Source organism: Flavobacterium kingsejongi (assembly GCF_003076475.1).
GTDB lineage: Bacteria > Bacteroidota > Bacteroidia > Flavobacteriales > Flavobacteriaceae > Flavobacterium > Flavobacterium kingsejongi.
Window position 1 is genome coordinate 1,088,711 of record NZ_CP020919.1, and the last position, 22,400, is coordinate 1,111,110.

Annotated in this window: 5 protein-coding genes and 1 tRNA gene; 3 read left to right on the top strand and 3 right to left on the bottom strand. The window is 42.3% G+C overall.

The window, feature by feature from the left end; genetic code table 11:
- Position 1 precedes the first annotated feature (1 nt).
- Both FK004_RS04480 and FK004_RS04485 read left to right on the top strand, forming a co-directional pair.
- Positions 2–17,368: a T9SS type B sorting domain-containing protein gene (locus tag FK004_RS04480; RefSeq protein WP_108736183.1), complete on the top strand. Its 17,367-nt coding sequence runs from the start codon at positions 2–4 to the stop codon at positions 17,366–17,368.
- 88 nt (positions 17,369–17,456) lie between these two features.
- Positions 17,457–18,395, top strand: a complete 939-nt coding sequence (locus FK004_RS04485; RefSeq protein WP_108738748.1) for a PorP/SprF family type IX secretion system membrane protein — start codon at positions 17,457–17,459, stop codon at positions 18,393–18,395.
- A gap of 309 nt (positions 18,396–18,704) precedes the next feature.
- Here FK004_RS04485 and FK004_RS04490 read toward each other — a convergent pair whose 3' ends face one another.
- Positions 18,705–20,651 carry an LTA synthase family protein gene (locus tag FK004_RS04490; protein WP_108736184.1) on the bottom strand — a complete coding sequence of 649 codons (1,947 nt, stop codon included), beginning with the start codon at positions 20,649–20,651 and terminating at the stop codon, positions 18,705–18,707.
- A 135-nt stretch (positions 20,652–20,786) separates the two neighbouring features.
- Between FK004_RS04490 and FK004_RS04495 the strand changes: the two genes are divergently transcribed.
- A tRNA-Cys gene (locus FK004_RS04495) sits at positions 20,787–20,857 on the top strand.
- Positions 20,858–20,965: 108 nt separating this feature from the next.
- Here FK004_RS04495 and FK004_RS04500 read toward each other — a convergent pair.
- Positions 20,966–21,649, bottom strand: a complete 684-nt coding sequence (locus tag FK004_RS04500) for a LysE family translocator (RefSeq protein ID WP_108736185.1) — start codon at positions 21,647–21,649, stop codon at positions 20,966–20,968.
- Between the two features lie 61 nt (positions 21,650–21,710).
- Positions 21,711–22,385 carry a head GIN domain-containing protein gene (locus FK004_RS04505; RefSeq protein WP_108736186.1) on the bottom strand — a complete coding sequence of 225 codons (675 nt, stop codon included), beginning with the start codon at positions 22,383–22,385 and terminating at the stop codon, positions 21,711–21,713.
- Between the last annotated feature and the right edge of the window lie 15 nt (positions 22,386–22,400).

The window sequence follows — 22,400 nt, forward strand, 5'->3', positions numbered from 1 at the left end:
AATGAATAAGCTTCCCCACCTTACTTTTACAAAAAAACTACTTACTGTTTCCCTACTATTATTTACAGTATTACTCTCTGCACAACAGGCAGTACCCTTTAGCATCCGCTATCAGAAAAACCTGAAAGGGGATATGACTATGATTGCGAATAATATTGTCAATCGAAAAACCAACAATCAAAGCCCTAATAATGCCTATAACGCAGTAGGTACACAATCTTCTAATAACGATAATCTAGACATGCGTTATATTGACGTCGATAATGATAATTCGACGTTCAGTTCCAGTACCGCTACACTCACCTATCCGTCTACCATTGATCCTGCCTGTACCAAAATCGTCTATGCCGGACTATACTGGTCTGCTACCTATCGGTATAAAATAGGAAACACTAATGGAACGGGAACGGGAACCCGCGATAATGATTTTAATAAAATAAAATTAAAATTACCTACAGGAAATTACATCGAAATCACCGGAGAGAAGATCTTTGATGGTTTTTACAATACGTCCTTTGTTTCCAACAGTCCCTATGCCTGTTATGCTGATATTACAGACTATGTAAAGAATCTCAGCAATCCGGAAGGGGTTTATACTGTCGCTGATGTCCGTAGTACTGAAGGCGATATCAGTGGTGGTGTTTCCGGGGGATGGAACATCTTTTTTGTCTATGAAAACCCAAAATTACCCGGGAAATATATTACATCCTATGATGGTTTTGCTGGTGTAAATTCAGGTCTTGGTACCTTGGATATCAATTATTCCGGATTTAATACTTTACCTGCCCCTTTCCCTGTAAATGCAAAACTGGCTGCTGCTGCCTTAGAAGGTGATAATAAAATTACGGGGGATCAATTACAGTTTAAAGGGGCTACAGCTGCTAATTTTTCTGCTTTAGGAAATGATTTAAACCCAAGCAATAATTTCTTTAATAGTAGTGTTACGGTTGATAACGTGGCTACAATAGGGCGAAATCCGTCCAGTGTGAATACCTTGGGATATGATTCGGATATTGTTAGCATTAAAAACATCAATAATGAAGTACTGCCCAACAATTCCACAGCAGCTACTTTAAGGCTTGTGTCTACCGGAGATACCTATTTTATGTTTTTCAATGCCCTGAGTGTTGAAATCATCGAACCGGAAATCAAGCTTGTAAAAACAGTACATGATATTGCCGGGAATGATATTGCCGGAGCCAATGTTGGGCTGGGGGACTATCTGGATTATGTAATCCGTTTCCAAAATACAGGGAATGATGCCGGACATAATTTTGTCATTGATGATATCCTGCCCATCAATACCAGCCTTATTGATGTGAATTTAGTCGAAGCGCCTGGTGTATCCTATACCTCGAATCCAGTAACCAGTCAATTGCATTTTACCATTCCGGACGTGTTAGTACAAGTAGGCAAACCTGTTTATACTATCAAACTTAGGGTACGGGTAGCCACAACCTGTAAAGAATTAAAAAATGCCTGTTCGAATTTTATCCAGAACCAGGCTTTCGCGACCTATACCGGTATCTTAAACAATATTATAATTTCGGATAGCCCGAGCTCCGTTGGTTTGGATAATTGTGGATTCGGCTATCAGGGACCTGCCAACTTCCTTGTTAACGTGGATAGCTGTGTTTATGATATGGATGTGCTTTTATGTGGTGCACAGGCTACATTAACCGCAGCCGGCGGCTATGCTTCGTACCAATGGACCAATGCCAGCGGTGCTGTAATAGGCAACTCACAAACCCTGATCGTGAATACGCCGGGTATCTATACCGTTCATGATACGCCAGCCGCACCCTGCTTCAATAATATCATTGAACATTTTAACGTAACATTATTCGGAACCAACCAGGCCAATCCAATTATTCCTTTTGCAAGTACCGTTGTAGAATGCCCTAATAATGGTGAACTGCTTCCTAATATATTTTTATGTGGTATCAACGATTCTAAATTGCTTAACCTCAACATTAGTGGGGCGACAAGCATCGTTTGGGAAAAGCTGAATGAAGCCAGTTGTCCGGCAATAACCCCGGAGGATTGTGCCAATAAAAATTCAACCTGTACCTGGGCACAACAAGCAACAGGGCAAAATTATAATGTAACCACAGCCGGGCAGTACCGATTGGTGATTAATTATGAAAACGGCTGTTTTAATCGTTTTTATTTTAATGTCTATGCCAATCTCTTAGATCCACATTATGAATTTAAGCCGCTGATTTGTAATACTCCCGGAGCTATCAGGGTGACTAACCTTCCGGATACCTACGAGTTTCAGCTGGTTAACCACGCCAACGAAGCCATTGTATATCCTTACCAGAACAATCCAAATTTTATCATCAACCAGTCCGGTTCTTATGATGTGCTAATAAGGCAAATCGGTGTTGTGGGTGGCTGTATCTATACCATTCCGCAAATTGGAATCACCAATACTCCTTTTACAGTAACCAAAATAATAAAAAATGCAACCTGTAATGGTTTGGGAAGTATCCGTCTTCAGCCTGCCAATGCAGCACCGCAATACTACTATTCTATCTCAGGTACCAGCAGCAATACTTCCGGGCCGGTTATTGACAATGACTATACCTTTACAGGATTGAATCCCGGAAATTATACGATCACGGTAACAACAGCCGATGGGTGTTCCTATACCGATACCGCAGTAATTACCGACTATCGTAATATGAGTCTTACGGCAGCGGTTACACAATCGGTTTCCTGTGTATCCGGTACTATTGAACTTACCGCTGCTGCAGGATTGCCACAATATTTATACGCGATTTACAGCTATAACGGCGTATTGCAAAATCCCGCTTCGGAAAACTACCAAAACGCCGCTGTATTTGAAATTGAACCAGGTCGGGAAGGTCTCTATGTGTTTACGGTCAGTGATGCCAATAACTGTAGTGTATTGTCCAATCCGGTGACCATTTCAGCACAGCCGAATGCTACCTATACGCCTTTGGTTACCAATGTAAGCTGCTTTGGAGCTGCCAATGGCGCTATTCAATATACCATTGGAAATACAAATGGCTATACTTTATCTTATGATTTATTAGATGCCGCACAAACCATCATTGCAAGCAATACAACCGGTTCTTTTACCAATCTGGCACCAGGAGATTACAGTATCGTAATGAATCAGGTGCGGGGTACGATCAGTTGTCCTGTTACGGCTACCTATACAATTACACAACCTTTATCCGCACTTACCGGACAAGCCCAAATCGTACAGGCTTATACCTGTACAACAACAGGGAGTATCGGAATTGTTGCAGGATCGGTACAGGGAGGGACTACGCCTTACCAGTACAGTATCGATGGAATCACCTTTGGGAATGCTTCCGTTTTTACAGGATTGACCAATGGAACATATACCATCAAAATTAAAGATGCCAAAGGCTGTACAACCGAAACCAATGCCCTTGTCCTCGTACCGCTAAATCCGCCTACCGATCTTACATTTGCTAAAACAGCCATTACCTGCCCTACATTAGTCAGTACTGTAACCGTAACTGTTGTGGGTGGAAATACTCCTTTTACATATGCTATTACAGCGCCAACAGCTGTAGCCAATGGCAACAATAATGTTTTCACTAATCTTACAGCCGGAACCTATACGTTTAAAGTAACCGATGCCAAAGGGTGTACTTATTCCGAGGACTACTTTATTGCGTCTATTGTACCAATACAAGTTACAGGCGCTGTAGACAATAATGTGACTTGTTTTACTGCTGCCGATGGTGCTGCTACTTTCAACGTAAGTGGATTTGCAACCACCTATTCTTATACAATCAATGGCGGAACAGCCATAAACAACCAAACCAATCCTACAATTCCGTTAACCAATCTTGCAGCGGGAACGCATACCGTTATTGTTAAAGACAATAGTACCCAATGTACTGCAACGGCTTTCGTCACTATTACAAAACCGGCTACGGCATTGGCATTGACTACTACTGTTACCGCTATAGGCTGTACTGCCAATGGCAGTGTTACTGTTAATGCGACAGGGGGATGGGGTGGTTATACCTATCAGCTTACTTTGCCGAATGCTACAGTAGTAGGATATCAAAATGGAGCTGTATTTAACAACCTTACACAAACCGGAACGTATACAGTAAAAGTAAAAGATGCTAACGGATGTGTAGCTACAGGCACCTTTGCTTTAACTGCCGCTACAGCACCTACCGCTACCATAAGCACCGGTTCTGATTTATGTTATGACACCACCAATCAGGCGACCATAATAGTAACTGCAACTGGTGGAACAACTCCGTATACCTATAGCATCAATAATGCTACACCGGTAAGTACAAATAGTTTCCTTATTACCACGGCAGGAACCTATACCATAAAAGTAACCGGAGCTAACGGATGCAGCACAACCGTCACTCAGGTAATTGCTCCCGCTTTGACAATTGGTGTAACTGCCCAAAACATTCCAACCTGTGGCACTGCTGCTACCATAAACGTTACAACATCAGGTGGTAGCGGGACTAAACAATATGCCGTACAAACCCTTCCTTCCGGAACAAAAACATACAGCACTACCATTCCAACTTCCATCACCGGAGTTGGGAATTATATGGTTTGGGTAAAAGATGCTATTGGATGTGAAGCCTCATTCCCCATTACAATCACTAAAAATGCACCCATTGTTGTAACCGAAACGCATACCAACATCTTATGTTATGGCAGCGCCACAGGTTCTATCACAGTTACTGCAACAGGCGGATCTTCCGTTTATACCTATAGCCTGAACAACACCACTGTAACAGGTACCAGCAATAGTTTTACCAATTTAGGCGCAGGAACTTACACGATCCGTGTGAAAGACAGCCAGAATTGTATCGTGACCAAAATAATAACCATCACCCAACCGCCTTTTTCACTTACAGCCTCTGCCGGTATATCCCGTGACAGTAGTTGTGATACTACAGGTGGATTGACGGAAGTACGGATTACCAATGCTGAAGGTGGCGTATTGCCGTACACCTATAGTTTCAATGGAACAACCTATGGTAACAGCAATATCGGAAACCTTCCGGTAGGCACTCATACCGTGTATATTAAAGATGCTAATGGATGTATTTACCCGATGACGGTAACCGTAAATGCCAACCTGCCTGCACCTGTAATAACTACAACAGTAGTTCCTAATTGCAACGGAACATCCAACATTACTGTAAATGCCGGTAGTACTGCTTTTACTTATACGTACAGTTTAGACGGTGTACCCAATGTTCCTCCTACAAGCAATATCTTCAACAATGTAGCGGCAGGACCACATAACATTACGACTACCTATGGCGCTGCGACACCTCCAACACCAAGTAATTTATTACTGGAAACATTTGGTACGGGAGCAAATACGTCAATTTCTAATATTAGCAGTACCTATTGTTATGAACCCCAGGACGGTACCAACCCCTGTGGTTCGGATCAAATGATTAATGATGGGGAATACTGTGTAACCAAAAAAATACAACCGGCTTACGGAGACTGGGTCGTATTACCCGATCATACCGGAGACCTCAACGGCAGAATGCTGGTAGTAAATATTGGTGGTGTAGCTGGACTTGGTGGAATAATTTATGAGAAACCTATCAACCAGATCATTCCAAATCAAAACGTAATTGTCTCGCTATGGGGATTGAACCTGATGCGATCCTATACCAACAAAGGAAAACCGGATATTGTAATTCAATTGGTCACTACGGGAGGAACCGTAGTACAGCAATTGAACACCGGACAAATCCCAAATAATGAATTATGGAATAATTATGTCGTCAGCCTAAATCCGGGAAGCAATACCTCTTTAAAATTAGTTTTACGGACAAATTCGACCGTAACAGATGGGAATGACCTTGCGGTAGACGATATCAAAGTAACACAGGTACCGGAAATCTGTGGAACGACGATCACCACACCGGTAGTAATTACGAATACAGCCTTCACCGCTACCATAACAGGAAGCCAGAATATCAGTTGTAACGCTGCTGCCGATGGTGCTGTAACAGTACAGGCCCAGAATTTCGGCCCTTATTTTTATAGCCTGAATAACGGTACAACCTGGATTCCTGCCCCTACGGCTTCCCCATTTACAATTACCGGATTACCGGCAGGAAACACTACCATCTTAGTAAAAGGAACCAATGCTGATTCCTGTATTAAAACACTAACGCAAACACTGACACAACCTAATGCGATAGCACTTACCGTTACACCTACACCAAAGACCTGTCTTGTGGCAGGCACAGTGACTGCTTTAGGAACTGGTGGCTCTGGAAATTACCAGTACCTGCTTACCTATCCTAACGGGACTACAGTAACGGCACCTCAGAACAGCGGCTTGTTTACAGGACTGACGATCGTAGGTACCTACACGGTTAAAGTAACCGATACCAATGGCTGTACCACAACAAAAACGTTTATCATCAGCGAACCAAATGCTCCGGTGGCAACGATCAGCAACAGTTCGGATATTTGTTATGATGCTGATAAAGCCAGCATTACGATTGATGTTACCGGAGGAGTAGCACCTTATACGTATAGCCTTAACGGGCAGTCACCACAAAATGAGGCTACTTTTTCCAACCTAATTCCAGGTTTATATACCGTAACTGTCAAAGACAGCTATGGCTGTACAACTACCGTCTCACAGACAATAGCAGAGCAATTAACGTCCGGTGCCATACTTACAAAAACATTAGATTGTAGTCCATCGCCAAATGCCTCTATCACAGTTTCAGTAGCGGGTGGGACAGCCCCTTATAAATACCAGGTCTCCTTTAATGGAGCCGATTATGGTACTTTGACTGCATTTACAGGAAGTAATTTTGTGTATCCCGCACTGCTTGCAGGAACCTATACCTTCCAGATTACCGATGCCAAAGGCTGTATCATCCAAACGTCTACCACCACAGTACCGGTATTGGTGCTCCCTGTACTCAATTCGGTGACACAAATTAAACCGATTTTATGTGCCGGTGGAGCAGATGCTGAAATCCAACTCAGCTATACCGCTTCTTCCGCAGTAACGATTAGTGTAGTAAATACAACTACAGGCGTAAATTATGGCAATCAGACATCAGGGCTTCCAAAAGGAACTTATCTTGTTACCATAACAGACATCAATTCCTGTCCGGCAACCAAAACAATTACTATTGCAGAACCAAATCCTATTACCTATGCGCATGATGAGGAAAATATCATTTGTGATGGTGTAAACGAAGCCATCATCAAAGGAAAGATCAATATTACGGGTGTAGCCGGAGGAACGGGTCAGTATACCTATCATTTGTACAATGACAATGGTGAAATCCTGCCTTCATTCGGGCCAACAACTGCAACCAATCATACCTTTGACATTTTGGAATTCGGAATTTATAAAATTTCTGTGACCGATGCCAATGGTTGTGTGACTATAGTTCCTAACATCAGGATTGCCTCGCCTCCAAACTCGCTGGCCATTACCGCTGTACCGGGAACCGTAACCTGTACCGAAGGCAATGTGAAAGTAACAGTAGGAAGTGCCATCATCAGCCCCGGCCCATTTTACTTTTCAATTTACAGCACGAATCCTGTACCGACTTATCCGGGGCCAACATATCAACCGGGAACGGGAGACGGTGGTTTAAGTGCCATCTTCGAAGGTTTGACTCCGGGCGTATTATACAGTTTCATCGTCTATGATGAAACGACACATTGTTATTATTACCAGGAAGCAGAAAGCCCTATACCAACTTTATCTTCTTTAGTAGTTTCTGTTCCTACTCCGACAAATGTTAGCTGTGTAGGCAATGCAGACGGAAATGTTTCATTTACGTTCAGCAACTGGTCTGCAGGAACAACGGCTGTAGAATATCAGATCTTTAAAGCGCAGCAAAATACACCACAAAGTAGCGTAGGATCTTCTAACGTTAGTGGTACTTCGGTCACCGTAAACAATTTTGCCACACTGGCACCGGGTAACTATTATATTAAATTCACCCAGATCGGTGGACCTACTTCAGGTTGTACCAGCGCTACCGGTTATTTTAGTATTGCACAGTCGACCGATCCTTTAATCGTTAAGGCAACAATTACTAAAAATGATAATTGTAACGTCAAAGCAGGACAAATTACAGTAACGGCACAACAAGGTACGGCACCTTATCAGTACATGGTATTGCCTACCGGCAGTACAGCACCAACACTTGCAACCTGGGCCGGAACGACATCCAGTGTATTCAACGCCGATGGTGGTAGTTATACCGCCTATGTTAAAGATGCCAATAATTGCATCCGTGCCGCTACGCCGATCTTGCTGCCAACCGATCCGGCACCATTCATTTCGGCCACAGTACCGAATCAGTGTACTGCAGCCGATACCAATTTCACCATCCAGGTTAACCGCATTGCAAATGGAATAGCACCGTATAATTTCAGCCTGGATAATGGAGCCCCTGTAACCCAGTCCGCCGCAACATTCACTTATACAAATCTAAGTTCTGGAAGCCATAGCGTGACCATAACAGATGCCAATGGTTGTGGAAATACTGTAAATATTACCGTATATCCGCCTTTGAATGGCAGCGCACCAACCATTGTACAACCTACCTGTGGTGAGAACAATGGCAGTATTTCAGTGACAGCCATAGGCGGTTCACTGCAACCAAACTACCGCTATGAACTACAAGGCCCTATGACCGTTCCTGTAGGAACCGCTTCGCTTTTCACAGGATTAGCACCGGGTAATTATACCGTGGTCATTTCTGATCTTACCACCAATTGTACGACCAGTATCCCAGCAGTTTTAAATACACCAACACCCGTAACGTTTACAGCAACAGCAACAGCTGTAAGTTGTGCCGGTGGCAATGATGGTACCATTACCGTACATTTAGATACCACAGCCAACGATAATCCTGCTTACCAATATGCGATTGATGGCGGCGCATTACAAAATAATCCTTTCTTTTCAGGATTGACAGCCGGCTCACACAACATCAAGGTGACTTCCGGTAAAAACTGTACTTTAACACAAACATTTACAGTACCTACACCAGATCCAATTGTGATTAGCCCTGCAGCCATTGCACTATCCGGTTTCCAGTGTGCTACCGGAAATACCGTTGAAAATGCAGTGATCACGATTGATCCGGCTTTAATAACAGGAGGAACGGGTACTTATACTATTTACGAATTTAGTAGTGGCGGAACGATACTCCAGACTGGTACTAACCCACACTACATTTCGACCAATACAGCCGGGGGAGTCATCCTCATCAAAGTATATGATACGAAGAGTTGTCTGGGTACACAAACGGTTACTATTCCAGGATACAATGCATTGGTTTCTGCTGAGGTTGTAGTGACCAGTACGATAACCTGTGCTACCGGTGAAACAATCCGTATCGATGTACAAACGTCATTGGCAAGCACCACGGATCTTGAATACAGCATCGATGGTACCACATGGCAGGATTCTAATGTTTTCACTGCGCTCACAATAGGAAGCTACACCTTTACAGTCCGGAACAAAATAACAGGCTGTATACTGTATGTCACTCATGTTGTAGCAAATCCAAATACATTTGACATTACGGTCACTAAAATCAACGAAGTTATCTGTGCAGGTACAGCTACCGGTGCCCTAACTTTTGCGATAAGCGATCCGGTATATAACGGCCCATTCAACTGGGAGATATTCCATAGTGATACTACGACAACAGGTATTGCAGGAACACAGGCCAATAACGGCCCAACCCCGATACAGTATTTACCAGTAGGGGATTATTATGTAAAAATCACATTAAACAATACCCCATATTGTAACCAGGAGGAACCCTTCTTTATTGCGGCACCAGCATTGGGCCCTTTGACAGGAGGAGCAGATTTTACAGCCATAACCTGCCTGGGTAATGATGGAACGATTACCATTAGTGCCGAAGGGGGATGGGGTGAGTATACCTATTATGCGGGGACAAGCACTCCGGTTGCAGCGGAGTATACCACAGCAACACTATGGGAGAATTTAGCCCCTGGAAATTATCAGGTATGGATTCAGGATCAAAATGGATGTGCTGTAAAAATTACGGATATCCTTTTGGCGAATCCGGATCCAATCACCGGTACGCTACACATCGTACAACAAAATTGCACCGGGATCCAAGGCCAGCTGGAAGTACTCAATACCGCTGGAGGACAGGGTAGCAATTACAGTTATCAATTGGTACTCGACGGTACACCGGTAGGTGATCCACAAACGGAAACACTTTTTACCAATCTGGGTGCCGGAGTGTATACCGTAATCATCAGTGACCAATGGAACTGTATGATGCCTCTAGGGCCAGTAACATTCTATGAAGCTTTAGGGCAGACAGTTACTATTGTTAAACCTATTCAGTGTGGCACTGTCAATCCGGGAGGAGCAGTAACCATTACCCCTGTAGGCGGATCAGCTGCTTTACAGTATACCGTGGTCTACCCTGACGGAACCACAACTGCTACCAACACTGACGGAATCTTCACCAATCTGACACAGGCCGGAATCTACACCTTTAGCGTATTGGATACCGTGACCAATTGTACTCACAGTATAACACAGGAACTTGAAGCCCCAACGCCAGTTCTTTTCTCTGCCACACCAACAGCGGTAAGTTGTTTTGGAGGCAATAACGGAAGCATTGCCATTACATTAGATCCTGCTAATGATAATCCCGATTATACCTTTAGCATCAATGGCGGAACGCCGCAAACCAATCCTTTATTTACCGGGTTGATTGCAGGAACTTACGATATAATCGTTACTTCAGGAAAGCTTTGTACACTGACCCAGCCAATAACGGTGACCCAGCCTTTGGAACTTACCGCGACAGCTACGGCAACAGCTTTTGGTTGTACTACGGCAAATAGTCCAACAACATCTTTGCTTACTATTATAGCGCAGGAAGGTACTTTGCCGTATACCTATAGCATTAATGGCGAGGCTTATTTTGAATTTAATACATTTACGATTGCAGATACAGCGGCACAACAAACCATCAACGTAAGTGTGAAAGATGCCAATGGGTGTATTGCGGTTACTACCGTAAGTATTGATCCGCTGCCGGTAATCACAAACAGCAGTGTAGATCAGGTTACAGCCCTTACCTGTACCAATGATGAATTAGTGCATATTACCGTAACCGGAGGATCAGGTACTTTTACCTACCAATTATTACCATCCGGAACACCTCAGCCAGATCCTGATTTTGCTTTAACTGCTCCTGGAAATTATACATTCCAGATTAACGATACCGTTACCGGCTGTTATGTGACCACGCTAACGTATGAAGTAGGAATTGTAAATACAATCAATGTAACGGCAACAGCCATCACTGCAGTCACCTGTTTTGGTACTCATGATGGTGCCCTGAGCATTACGGTAAATGATTATACAGGCCCTTATGACTATACCGTAACCAATACGAATGGTCAAACTGTAAATGGTTCCAGTACTACAGCAGCAAATCCATTGCTCATTACTGGACTTGCTGCGGGAAACACTACCGTATCCGTAATTGCGACAGGCACACCTTATTGTAGTGCATTGTCCAATACCGTGACCATTGGTTCCCCTGCCGAAGCCCTGAGTATAGGCCTTACAGCCACGGCTAATGTAACCTGCCTGAACAATCAGGGTGGTATTGCAGCATTGGCATCCGGTGGATGGGGTACCTATATGTACCAATTGGTTAACACCACAACAGGAATTACCATTCAGGATTATGCAGCGAATAATAACTTCACAGGATTATCCGCAGGCCAGTATACTATAGCGGTTCGTGATGCAGGCAATTGTACCGTTACGGATACTATTGAACTGATACAACCAACGGTAATTTCAGCATCCATTTCAGCATCCGTAACTGCGGTCAATTGTTATGGCCAGGCCAATGCCGTTATAACTGCTATCAATGTAACCGGAGGCCAGGGAACTTATGCTTATATCCTGAACACCTATGATGCCACAGGAACGACTATCGTAAGCAGTTCAGGCATTCAAAACAGTCCTGCCTTTACAGGATTAGGTGCCGGAATATACAGCATCACTATTACAGACGGATGGAATTGTGATATCACTACACCAATCCAGACGATTACACAACCACAACCATTGGTCGGAAATCTATCGCTGACGACTTCCATTACCTGTAACAATCCGGCAATCATCACTATTGCTGCTACAGGAGGAACAGCACCATATCAGTATAGCACTGATGGAAGCACCTATAACGGAACTGTAAATTATCCGGTTACAGCAGGCACCTATCAGTTTTATGTCAAAGATGCAAACGGATGTACAGCAGTACTCACCAATGCACTGACCATAGATCCGGTTCAACCACTGTTATTGAATCTTGATTTAAGTGGCGCCCATATCAATTGTTTTGGTGGAGCTACAGCTACAATTACTTCCAATGCAACCGGAGGCTTAGGCAACTATCAATATTCATTATTAGATGCTAACAATACCGTTATTGCTGGCCCACAATCATCAGGTTTCTTCTCCGGATTAGTGGCAGGCAATTACTACATCGCCGTAAATAGTGGCGATTGTTATGCTAAATCCGCATTGATCCCTATCACCGATCCATTACCGCTTACTGTTGTAGTACCAATAAATACTACTGATGTAACCTGTCATGGCCTTTTGGATGGTACGGTAACATTAGAAGCTTCTGGTGGAACAGGCATTATTCAATATGCTATAACGCCACATTTGGATCAATTTGTAAACAATAATGTATTTACAGGGCTTGCACCGGGTAATTACCAGGTTATTGTACAAGATCAGGCAGGCTGTTTTGAACTGCTATCCATCACGATTGGAGAACCAGATGAACTTCAGGCCGAAGTAGCTTCAGTTACACAGGAATTGTGTGTCAATGATGGAAATGGAAGCATTACTATTGCCATAACTGGTGGAACCGCTCCGTACAGTACCAGCTTTAATACGCCTGATAATTACATACAGGATCAACTGGTATTCAACAATCTTACCGGAGGACTCGGGTATTTTATCCTAATAAAAGATGCCCACGGTTGTGAGACAGGGCTATTTGTAACCTTAGACGCCCCTGTAGAAGTTATTCCATCAGCAACCATTGTTTACAACTGTACTGACAATGTACCAGGGAATATCGTAACGGTTTCCGTAAATGCTGAAGTTCTCAATGAGGTACAATATGCTATGGATGCTAATGATTATCAGCCGGGGAATACCTTCACAAATGTAGCTCCGGGAACACATATTATCTCTGTACAACATACAAACGGCTGTATTAAAACAACCACGATCGAAATAGAAGAGAAACTTCCGGTACAGGCTACAACAACTGTTACTAATGCCACCTGTAATGGTACTGCAACAGGAGCAATAGCAATTACTGCGACAGGAGGTACAGGAATAGTACAGTATGGTATCGCTCCCGATTATATAATGAGTGATAACCCAGTATTCGAAAATCTGGCAGCAGGAAATTATACAGTACTCATCCGGGATACGATCGGATGTGAAACCACTGTGAATGCTACTGTTACAGAACCAGATCTCTTAGTAGCAACTTTAGATACGGTAACACAGGAATTGTGTACCGATGATGCCAATGCTACAATTAGTGTCGCTATTACAGGCGGAACAGCACCCTACAGTACGAGTCTGGAAGCAGCAGGTCCGTATGTACTCGATCAGCTTACTTTTACCGGACTTACCGGAGGGCAAACCTATACAGTTTATGTAAAAGATGCGAATAACTGTCTGGCACAAATTGATGTCACACTGGATGCAGCTGTAACTATTCAGCCCGTAGCCGATATCACTTACCAGTGTAACAATAATAGTCCGGAGAATACTGTGACAATCACTGTAAACCCGGCAGTAGTAGGAGCCGTTACCTATGCATTGGATGGTGGAAGTTACCAAAATAGCAATATTTTTAACAGTGTTGCTGTTGGAAACCATACTGTTCAGGTACAGCATACCAATGGTTGTATCAAAACGGTTTCCTTTACAGTAGAAGCCAAACAACCAGTACAGGCCACAACAGTCGTAACACCAGTAACCTGTAATGGCGCTTCCACAGGAAGTATCGCTATAACAGCAACCGGAGGTACCGGAACACTTCAATATGCTATCTCACCAAATTATACCTTTGGCAGCAATCCTGCATTTACTGATTTACCAGCGGGTAACTATACTGTCCTCATAAAAGATAGTATCGGATGTGAACTGAGCTTAAACGAAGTGATCGGGCAGCCGGAAACAATGGCCATCACAACCACCACTATTGTTCAGGAATTGTGTGTTGGAGATGCGAATGCTACCTTTACTATTGCTATAACAGGCGGAACAGCACCATACAGTACCAGTCTGGAAGCAACAGGAACCTATGTTCTTGGCCAGTTTACCTTTGCCAACCTTACTGGTGGACAAACCTATACGGTATATGTCAAAGATGCGAACAACTGTCTGGCACAAATTGATGTCACACTGGATGCAGCGGTAGCTATCCAGCCTGTTGCGGATATCACTTACCAGTGCACCAATAATAGTCCGGAGAATACAGTGGCAATCACTGTAAACCCGGCAGTAGCAGGGGCAGTAACCTATGCATTGGATGGTGGAACTTACCAAAATAGCAATGTCTTTACCAATGTTGCTGTAGGTGGCCATACTGTTCAGGTACAGCATACCAATGGTTGTATCAAAACGGTTTCCTTTACAATAGAGGCCAAACAACCGGTACAGGCCACTACAGTAGTAACTCCAGTAACCTGTAATGGCGCTTCCACAGGAAGCATAGCCGTAACAGCAACCGGAGGTACCGGAACACTTCAATATGCTATCTCACCAAATTATACCTTCGGCAGCAATCCAATATTTAGCAATTTACCAGCGGGTAACTATACTGTACTCATAAGAGATGGTATCGGATGTGAACTGATTTTAAATGAAGTGATTGGACAACCGGAAACACTGGTTATTACCACCACAAGTATCGTTCAGGAATTGTGTGTAGGAGCTTTAAATGCTTCCTTCACCATTGCTATAAGCGGCGGAACAGCACCGTATGCGACAAGCCTAAATGCAGCAGGGCCATTTGTGCCGAACCAGTTTACCTTTGAAAACCTTGCCGGTGGACAATCGTATACGGTTTATGTCAAAGATGCTAACAATTGTATTACTCAGGCTATTGTCACTTTTGCCACAGCAGTAGCAATAACTCCAGCAGCACAGGTAACCTACAATTGTACCGATAATCTTCCGGGCAATAGTATTACAGTTACTGTAAATCCAATTGTAGTCAATGATGTTCAATATTCATTAGATGGTGTAACCTACCAAAATAGCAACCAGTTTTTCAATCTTGCTGTAGGATCACATACCATTTACATCAGGCATACTAATGGTTGTGTGAAGACCACCACGGTTATTATTGTCGCTAAACAACCGCTACAGGCAGTAACGACCAATACCAACATCGTATGTAATGGTGCCGCTACAGGTAGTATCAGCATCTTTGCAACCGGAGGTAATGGCGGCGTACAATATGCTATCTCACCAGCATTCAACTTTGGAACAACAAACGTATTTACTGGCTTGGTTGCAGGGACTTATAGTGTCAAAGCACGTGATGGTATTGGTTGTGAAAAAACAATTACAGTTACCATTACCGAAACTCCTGCCTTAGTCGTTGGAATTGCCAGTGTAACACAGGAAGTATGTATCGGGACACACAATGCTTCGGTAACTTTAAGTGCTACGGGCGGAACAGCACCGTATTATACCAGTCAGTCTCCAACAGGTCCGTTTATACCGAATCTTATGACGTATAATAACCTGAATGGTGGACAAACCTATACATTCTACATACGGGATCAGCGCAATTGTAGTATCATTCCGGTAATTGTAACACTGGACAACCCGGTAGACCTGCAGGCATCCCTGGATCTGGTATACAACTGTGCTGTAAATGCACCGGGAAATACAGTAACGGTACACGTGAATCCAGCTATTGAAGCTGCGGTACAATACAGCATTGACGGTGGAACATTCCAATCAGGGAATGTCTTTACCAACCTGAGTGTTGGAAATCATAGCATTGTAGTACAACATAGCAATGGTTGTACGAAAACACTGCCAGTAACCATCAAGGTTATCCAGCCTATCAAGTACAACACCACACAAACACAGGTAACCTGTGCAGGACTGAGCAACGGTAAAATTGTAGTTGCAGCAACCGGTGGAGAAGGTGTACTGCAGTACGCTATTTCTCCGGATTACATATTAACCACCAATCCGGTATTTGATAATCTTCCGGCAGGAAACTATACGATCCGGATTGAAGATCAAATCGGTTGTTTCCATTTGGTGAATATTGTAATTACAGAACCAAATGCACTTGAGGTGAATGTGCTCGACCTGATGCAGGAAATTTGTAGTGGTGATGCCAATGCAACTATAGAAATTGAAGTAGCCGAAGGGACAGGGCCTTACAGTACCAGCCTGAATCCAAATGGCCCATTTGTACAGGATCAGTTCTTGTTTGATGGACTGGCAGGAGGGCAGCAGTATACTGTTTATGTGAAAGATGCCAATGGGTGTGTGACCCAGATGAATGTCACATTAGACCAACCAATCACCATCAATGCCATTCCGAATGTAGTGTATAATTGTGTGGATAACACCACTACAATTACGGTAAACCAGGCGGTAGCCGGTCAGGTGACGTATGCCCTGGACGGAGGAACTTTCCAGACAACGAATGTATACCAGAACCTGGCTCCAGGAAACCATACTGTTGAGGTAGTACATGCAGCAGGCTGTTCCCAAACCGTACCATTTACAATCATAGCCGTAACCCCACTAACGCTTTCCGTATCACAAACCGGATTAAACCAGATTACAGCAGTGGCCGCAGGAGGTGCAGGAGGTTATACCTACACTTTCAATGAAGTAGACAATGGAATGAACAATGTATACGTAATCAACCATACTGCTTTGTATGTGGTTATTGTAACCGACAGGAACGGTTGCCAGGCCAAAGCTGAAATTGCGATGACATTTGTTGATATTGAAATCCCGAATTTCTTTACGCCAAATGATGACAATCACAACGACCACTGGTCACCACAGAATACACAGAATTACCCGAATATCAATACGCTGATTTTTGACCGTTACGGAAGAAAAATAGCCACATTGCGTCAAGGGCAGCAGTGGAATGGGCAATACAACGGTACCCCACTTCCTACAGGCGATTACTGGTATAAAATTACCTTAGGCGATGGTAGTGACAGAGAGTTTGTCGGACATTTCACCATTTACAGATAGCAGGACTAAAGCAACAACTGTTCTTGATAAACAGGACAGTTGTCAGCCTTTAGGATCAAAAATTACAATTCCATATTTAAGAAATAAAATGAAAAAAATATATACCCTGATCTTGTTTTGCTTCCTGATTAAAGCCTCAGCCCAGGAGCTTAATATTCCTACGTTTACCCAATACCTGGCAGACAGCCCTTTTGTGATTTCGCCTTCCTATGCAGGAATAGGGGATAATGTCAAGATACGCGCCAATGGCCTTACACAATGGGTAGGGATCAAAGGAGCTCCGGACAACCAGTCGGTAGCTGCCGATATGCGTATTGAAGATCGTTCCGGTATTGGTGTTTTCCTCTACAATGATAAAAATGGAAATACAAAACAATCGGGTGCCAAGTTTTCCTTTGCTCATCACCTGATGCTGGAAAAATACAGCGATCAGTTTCTTTCCTTAGGGATATCCTATAACATGAACCAATTCCGGATTCAGATCGAAAACTTCAATGGGCCGGATATCGGCGTAACCAACAACCGGGCTATCGTAAATCATAACTTTGATGTTTCGGCCTTGTACCGGATCCATGATTTTTATTTTAGTTTCGCTGCCAGTAATATCCTGAACAAAAACCTGGATAAGTTTGCGATTAACGAACCCAATACACTCCGAAACTACCAGATTTATACCGGATATACTTTTAAAAGCAAAAGCTCTGACCTGGAAGTAGAACCATCTGTATTTTACCAGCTTTATGAAAGTGATGGCAGGTCGTCTACCGATGTCAATCTAAAACTAAGGATGATGAGTCATGGGGAGGATTATTATTGGGCGGGTATTTCCTATAGGTTCCTGAACGATCAGATGTTTACCCCATTGAATATCGGCCCTATGGCCGGAATTAAAAAGTCCGGTTTCTATTTTGCCTATTCATACCAAATTACCACGAATGAATTTATTTCCATGAATTCAGGAACACACATGATTACCTTAGGACTGGATATCTTCCAGGGTGTCAGCAATTGTGCCTGTACGCTATAACGTATTGCAACAGCAGTCCATGAAAAAGGCTATTACACCAGATCGTGTAATAGCCTTTTTTTTTGGTACTAAACCTATTTAGCAATTCAATACACGCCTATAGAAATATAATACACACCTATAGCAACTCAATACACGCCTATAGAAATATAATACACACCTACAGAAACTCAATACACGCCTATAGAAATATAATACACACCTATAGAAACTCAATACACGCCTATAGCAATGAGGCAATCGTTCATAAAAAAAGAGACTATTCACAAATGTAGAATAGTCTCTTTTTAGTGTATGCTGGAAAGTATCTTATCGCTTCGCTTTAGGATCGCGCAGTTTATATTTCCCATCTTTATACAGATTGCCTGCAGTGATCACATGGGCCAAAGCATCCCTTGCCAATTCAGGATCTACTTTAACCGGGACAAATACCGTATCATTTTTCAATTCAAATTGTAGCGGTTCCAGATTTGGCTGCATGATAATCACCTGGTTGCCCACCCGGAATGCATTGATATCATTAAATTGCATAATCGATCTTCCTGTAGTAGCTTCCGGTAATTTCGCAAGATTCCTTCCTACCATAGGCGTTTCAAATTGTGCCCCTATCATTGCCAATAAGGTTGGAGGAATATCAATCTGACTGCTTAGTTTACTGTATTTTTTACCCTGAGGTACCTGAGGCCCGATAATCAATGCCGGAATATGAAACTTATTAACCGGTACCAAGTTATTACCATAGGTTCTGGTGTTATGATCGGCAATGACAATAAAAATAGTATTTTTAAAATAGGCTTCTTTCTTAGCCAGTTCAAAGAATTTGCCAATAGCAAAATCAGCATATTTCATCGCATTGTTTACAGTTGCTGGTTTTTTATCATACAATGCAATCCGACCGGCAGGAAATTCAAACGGTTCGTGGTTGGAAGTCGAAAACATCAGGGAGAAGAAAGGTTTGTTTCCTTTTGATTTAAAATAGTTGTTTGCCTTTACCGCCAGGTCTTCATCAGAATAGCCCCAGGTGCCTTTAAAAGCATATTTAGCGCCATCACTGTCAAAATCTTCCTGGTCGATAATATCTTCAAAACCATTACCATTAAAAAACGAAGCCATGTTATCAAAGTTCGCCATTCCGCCATAAATAAAACTCGTTTGGTAGCCCTTGCGTTTAAGCGCATCTGCGAGCGTAAAAAAACCTTGCTGGGAATTACCCAACTTTACGACACTTTCGGAAGGAGAAGGCAGGAAACCGGTCACTACAGCCTCGATTCCTCTTACGCTTCGGGTTCCGGTACAATATAAGTTGGTAAACAACAATCCTTCTTTGGTCAGTTTATCAAATTCCGGGGTGAGTGGCTTACCGCCTAAAGCACCTACATATTCCGCACCCAGGCTTTCCTGCAGGAAGATCACCAAATTATAAGGCTGTTCCCGTAGACTATCCGGATTTTGAATGTGCAGGAAAGGAAGGTCAGCATCGGTATAATCCGAAGGCGCCACATCCATATATTTTTTTACTCTTGCAGTTGCTTCATCAGCGTCCATCTTACCATACATTTTGGTGTTGCCTTCATTTTTAAGTGAATACGCTGCAAAAGCCACAGTATAAAATGAATTCAGCCCAAGGCAATTGGTAAGCTGGTCGGTAGAGAAAACAGCATTACTCGCATTGATTGGCCGTTTGGAGGTCAGGCTGGAACGTGCTCCAAAAAATACAAAGAACAGTACGAATGGAAATAGTATCAACCGATATTTAAAACCGGATTCCGGAGCATGAAAAAGCTTAGGTGCTTTTTTAATGGCAAAATACAGGGCAAGTCCTAAAATGATAAACGTAATAATGATAGAAACCAGGTAACTTTTTAATAGCATACCCACCACTTCACGGGGATAGATGAGGTAGTCCAGGAAAATACGATTGGGGCGTGTATCGTACTGATGTATAAAATCTGGTGTGGCCAATTCCATAAATAAAATCAGGAACAGGAACAGGATACAATAAAATCCTAAGAACTTATTGCTGTATTTACGATAGGTATTGGGTACAAATGTCAGCAATACTAAAGGCAGTAACGACAAATAACACAATAAAATCAAATCCATACGAAGTCCAATTGGAAAAATATGCCAGTAATTTTCCGTCTGTATTACCCTTTCCTTAAAAATAAAAAATAGGATAATCCTGCTTAGGGTAGTAATTAATAAACCGATAGCCAGAAAGTTAAGCAAGGGTTTGAGGTACGCTAATCTTCTCATTTAAAATATTTTTGTTTAAAATCCATCAAATGTAGAACTTATAATTTGACGTTGTTAACATTTGAAAATTAAAATTTCCTAAAGATTTACTTGCTTTACTGCTAATAAAATGTAAATTTGCAATCCAATTAAATTGGCGTCGTGGCCGAGTGGCTAGGCTGGGCTCTGCAAAAGCTCCTACAGCGGTTCGAATCCGCTCGATGCCTCAAAAAAGCTTTCCTTAACCGGAGAGCTTTTTTTTTGCCCTTATCTGAACTGCAATTCCAATAGCTATAAAACAAAAAAAATCCTGATTGCTCAGGATTTTTTTATCGTTAATTCTTCTTTTCTATTTTGTGTAACGCATCGTTTACCAATTTTTTCTCTCCTGGAAAGTAACCCTGAAAAATAAGGATCAACCCAAAGACAATCAAAACAATACTAATGGATTTCTTAATCTTATTGATATTGGAAATGGTCAGTTTGCTTTTCAATTGTTTTGCCAGCAATACTTTTCCAACATCTGTAAGGAAATAAGTGGCTAAAACGGCAGCAAAGAAAACAAGCATTCTGGAAGGTTCCATATCCAGTTTAGGTCCAAAAGTCAGGATGATCGCTAACCAGAATCCCAATACTCCAATATTGATAAAATTCAGTAAAAATCCTTTTATGAATAAGCTGAAATAATTCTTTTTAACAATTTCAACTTCTATCTTATCAATCGGGTTTTTACCTGCTTTTGTCAGTCTCATAAAGGTCATAACACCATAGGTAAGCATAATAATTCCTCCAAAAAGGAATAAGGCAGGCTCATCTTTTAAACTTTGTATCAGGCGATAACTACTGAAATAGGCAATCGAAATAAAAACCACATCCCCTAAAATCACACCCAGATCAAATGTCATTGCAGCTCTAAAGCCTTTTGTAACACTGGTTTCCAGAAGTACAAAAAATACCGGTCCAATCATGAAGCTTAAAAAAAAGCCCAAAGGGATACCCGTTATAATATCATCAATCATCAGTCTTTTGTGTTTGAAACTATTCTTTTTTCAGGCGGCAATTTAAACAATTTTAAATAAACTATTTTCCAGCCTCCACAATAGAACCTCCAAGGATCGTTTTCTGATTGATTTTCTTAGGTTTTCCGTAGATCGTGATGGTACCACCTGCTTTCACATTGGCATCTACAAGATCAGTAGCACTTACATCTGCCTCACCACCTGTTGTAATCTTGATTGTAGTCTGGCTTGTGGCCAGGTTTCTCGCTTCAATAATACCACCGGTAGTAATAGATGCTTCCTGATTGGTGGCTTTACCTGATAATTTCAGAATTCCACCACGTGTAGTTCTTGATTTTAATTTATCAACATCTAATTTTACTTTTATTTCAGCACCTTCTCTGGCATTGATTTCAAAAGATACCGCTTTTAAAGTATCTTCAGATGATACATACGATCCTTCACTGGCTTCCAGATTATCAATATTTTTAAAATAAAGCTTGGCTGTAACTTCTTCTCCTTTCAGGAGTTTGCTAAATTTCATACGGATTTTAAGTTCACCATTTTTGTTGATGACTTCTACATCTTCACTTCGGGCACCTGTAATTTCAATCTTGTTTTCTTTCGACTGAATCATCTGTAGCGAGATACGGTCAAAAACTTTTACTTCATCAAAATCACCTGTTTCTTTGGTCACGGTTTGTGCAAAATTTGCCTGTGCTACTAACAGGAAAGCTGCAATAATTATTTTTTTCATATTCAATTCATTTTA

What these genes read in the sequence shown, in the direction of transcription:
- FK004_RS04480 (WP_108736183.1), top strand. Translation starts at nt 2, where the DNA reads ATGAATAAGCTTCCCCACCTTACTTTTACAAAAAAACTACTTACTGTT.
- FK004_RS04485 (WP_108738748.1), top strand. Translation starts at nt 17,457, where the DNA reads ATGAAAAAAATATATACCCTGATCTTGTTTTGCTTCCTGATTAAAGCC.
- FK004_RS04490 (WP_108736184.1), bottom strand. Translation starts at nt 20,651, where the DNA reads ATGAGAAGATTAGCGTACCTCAAACCCTTGCTTAACTTTCTGGCTATC.
- FK004_RS04500 (WP_108736185.1), bottom strand. Translation starts at nt 21,649, where the DNA reads ATGATTGATGATATTATAACGGGTATCCCTTTGGGCTTTTTTTTAAGC.
- FK004_RS04505 (WP_108736186.1), bottom strand. Translation starts at nt 22,385, where the DNA reads ATGAAAAAAATAATTATTGCAGCTTTCCTGTTAGTAGCACAGGCAAAT.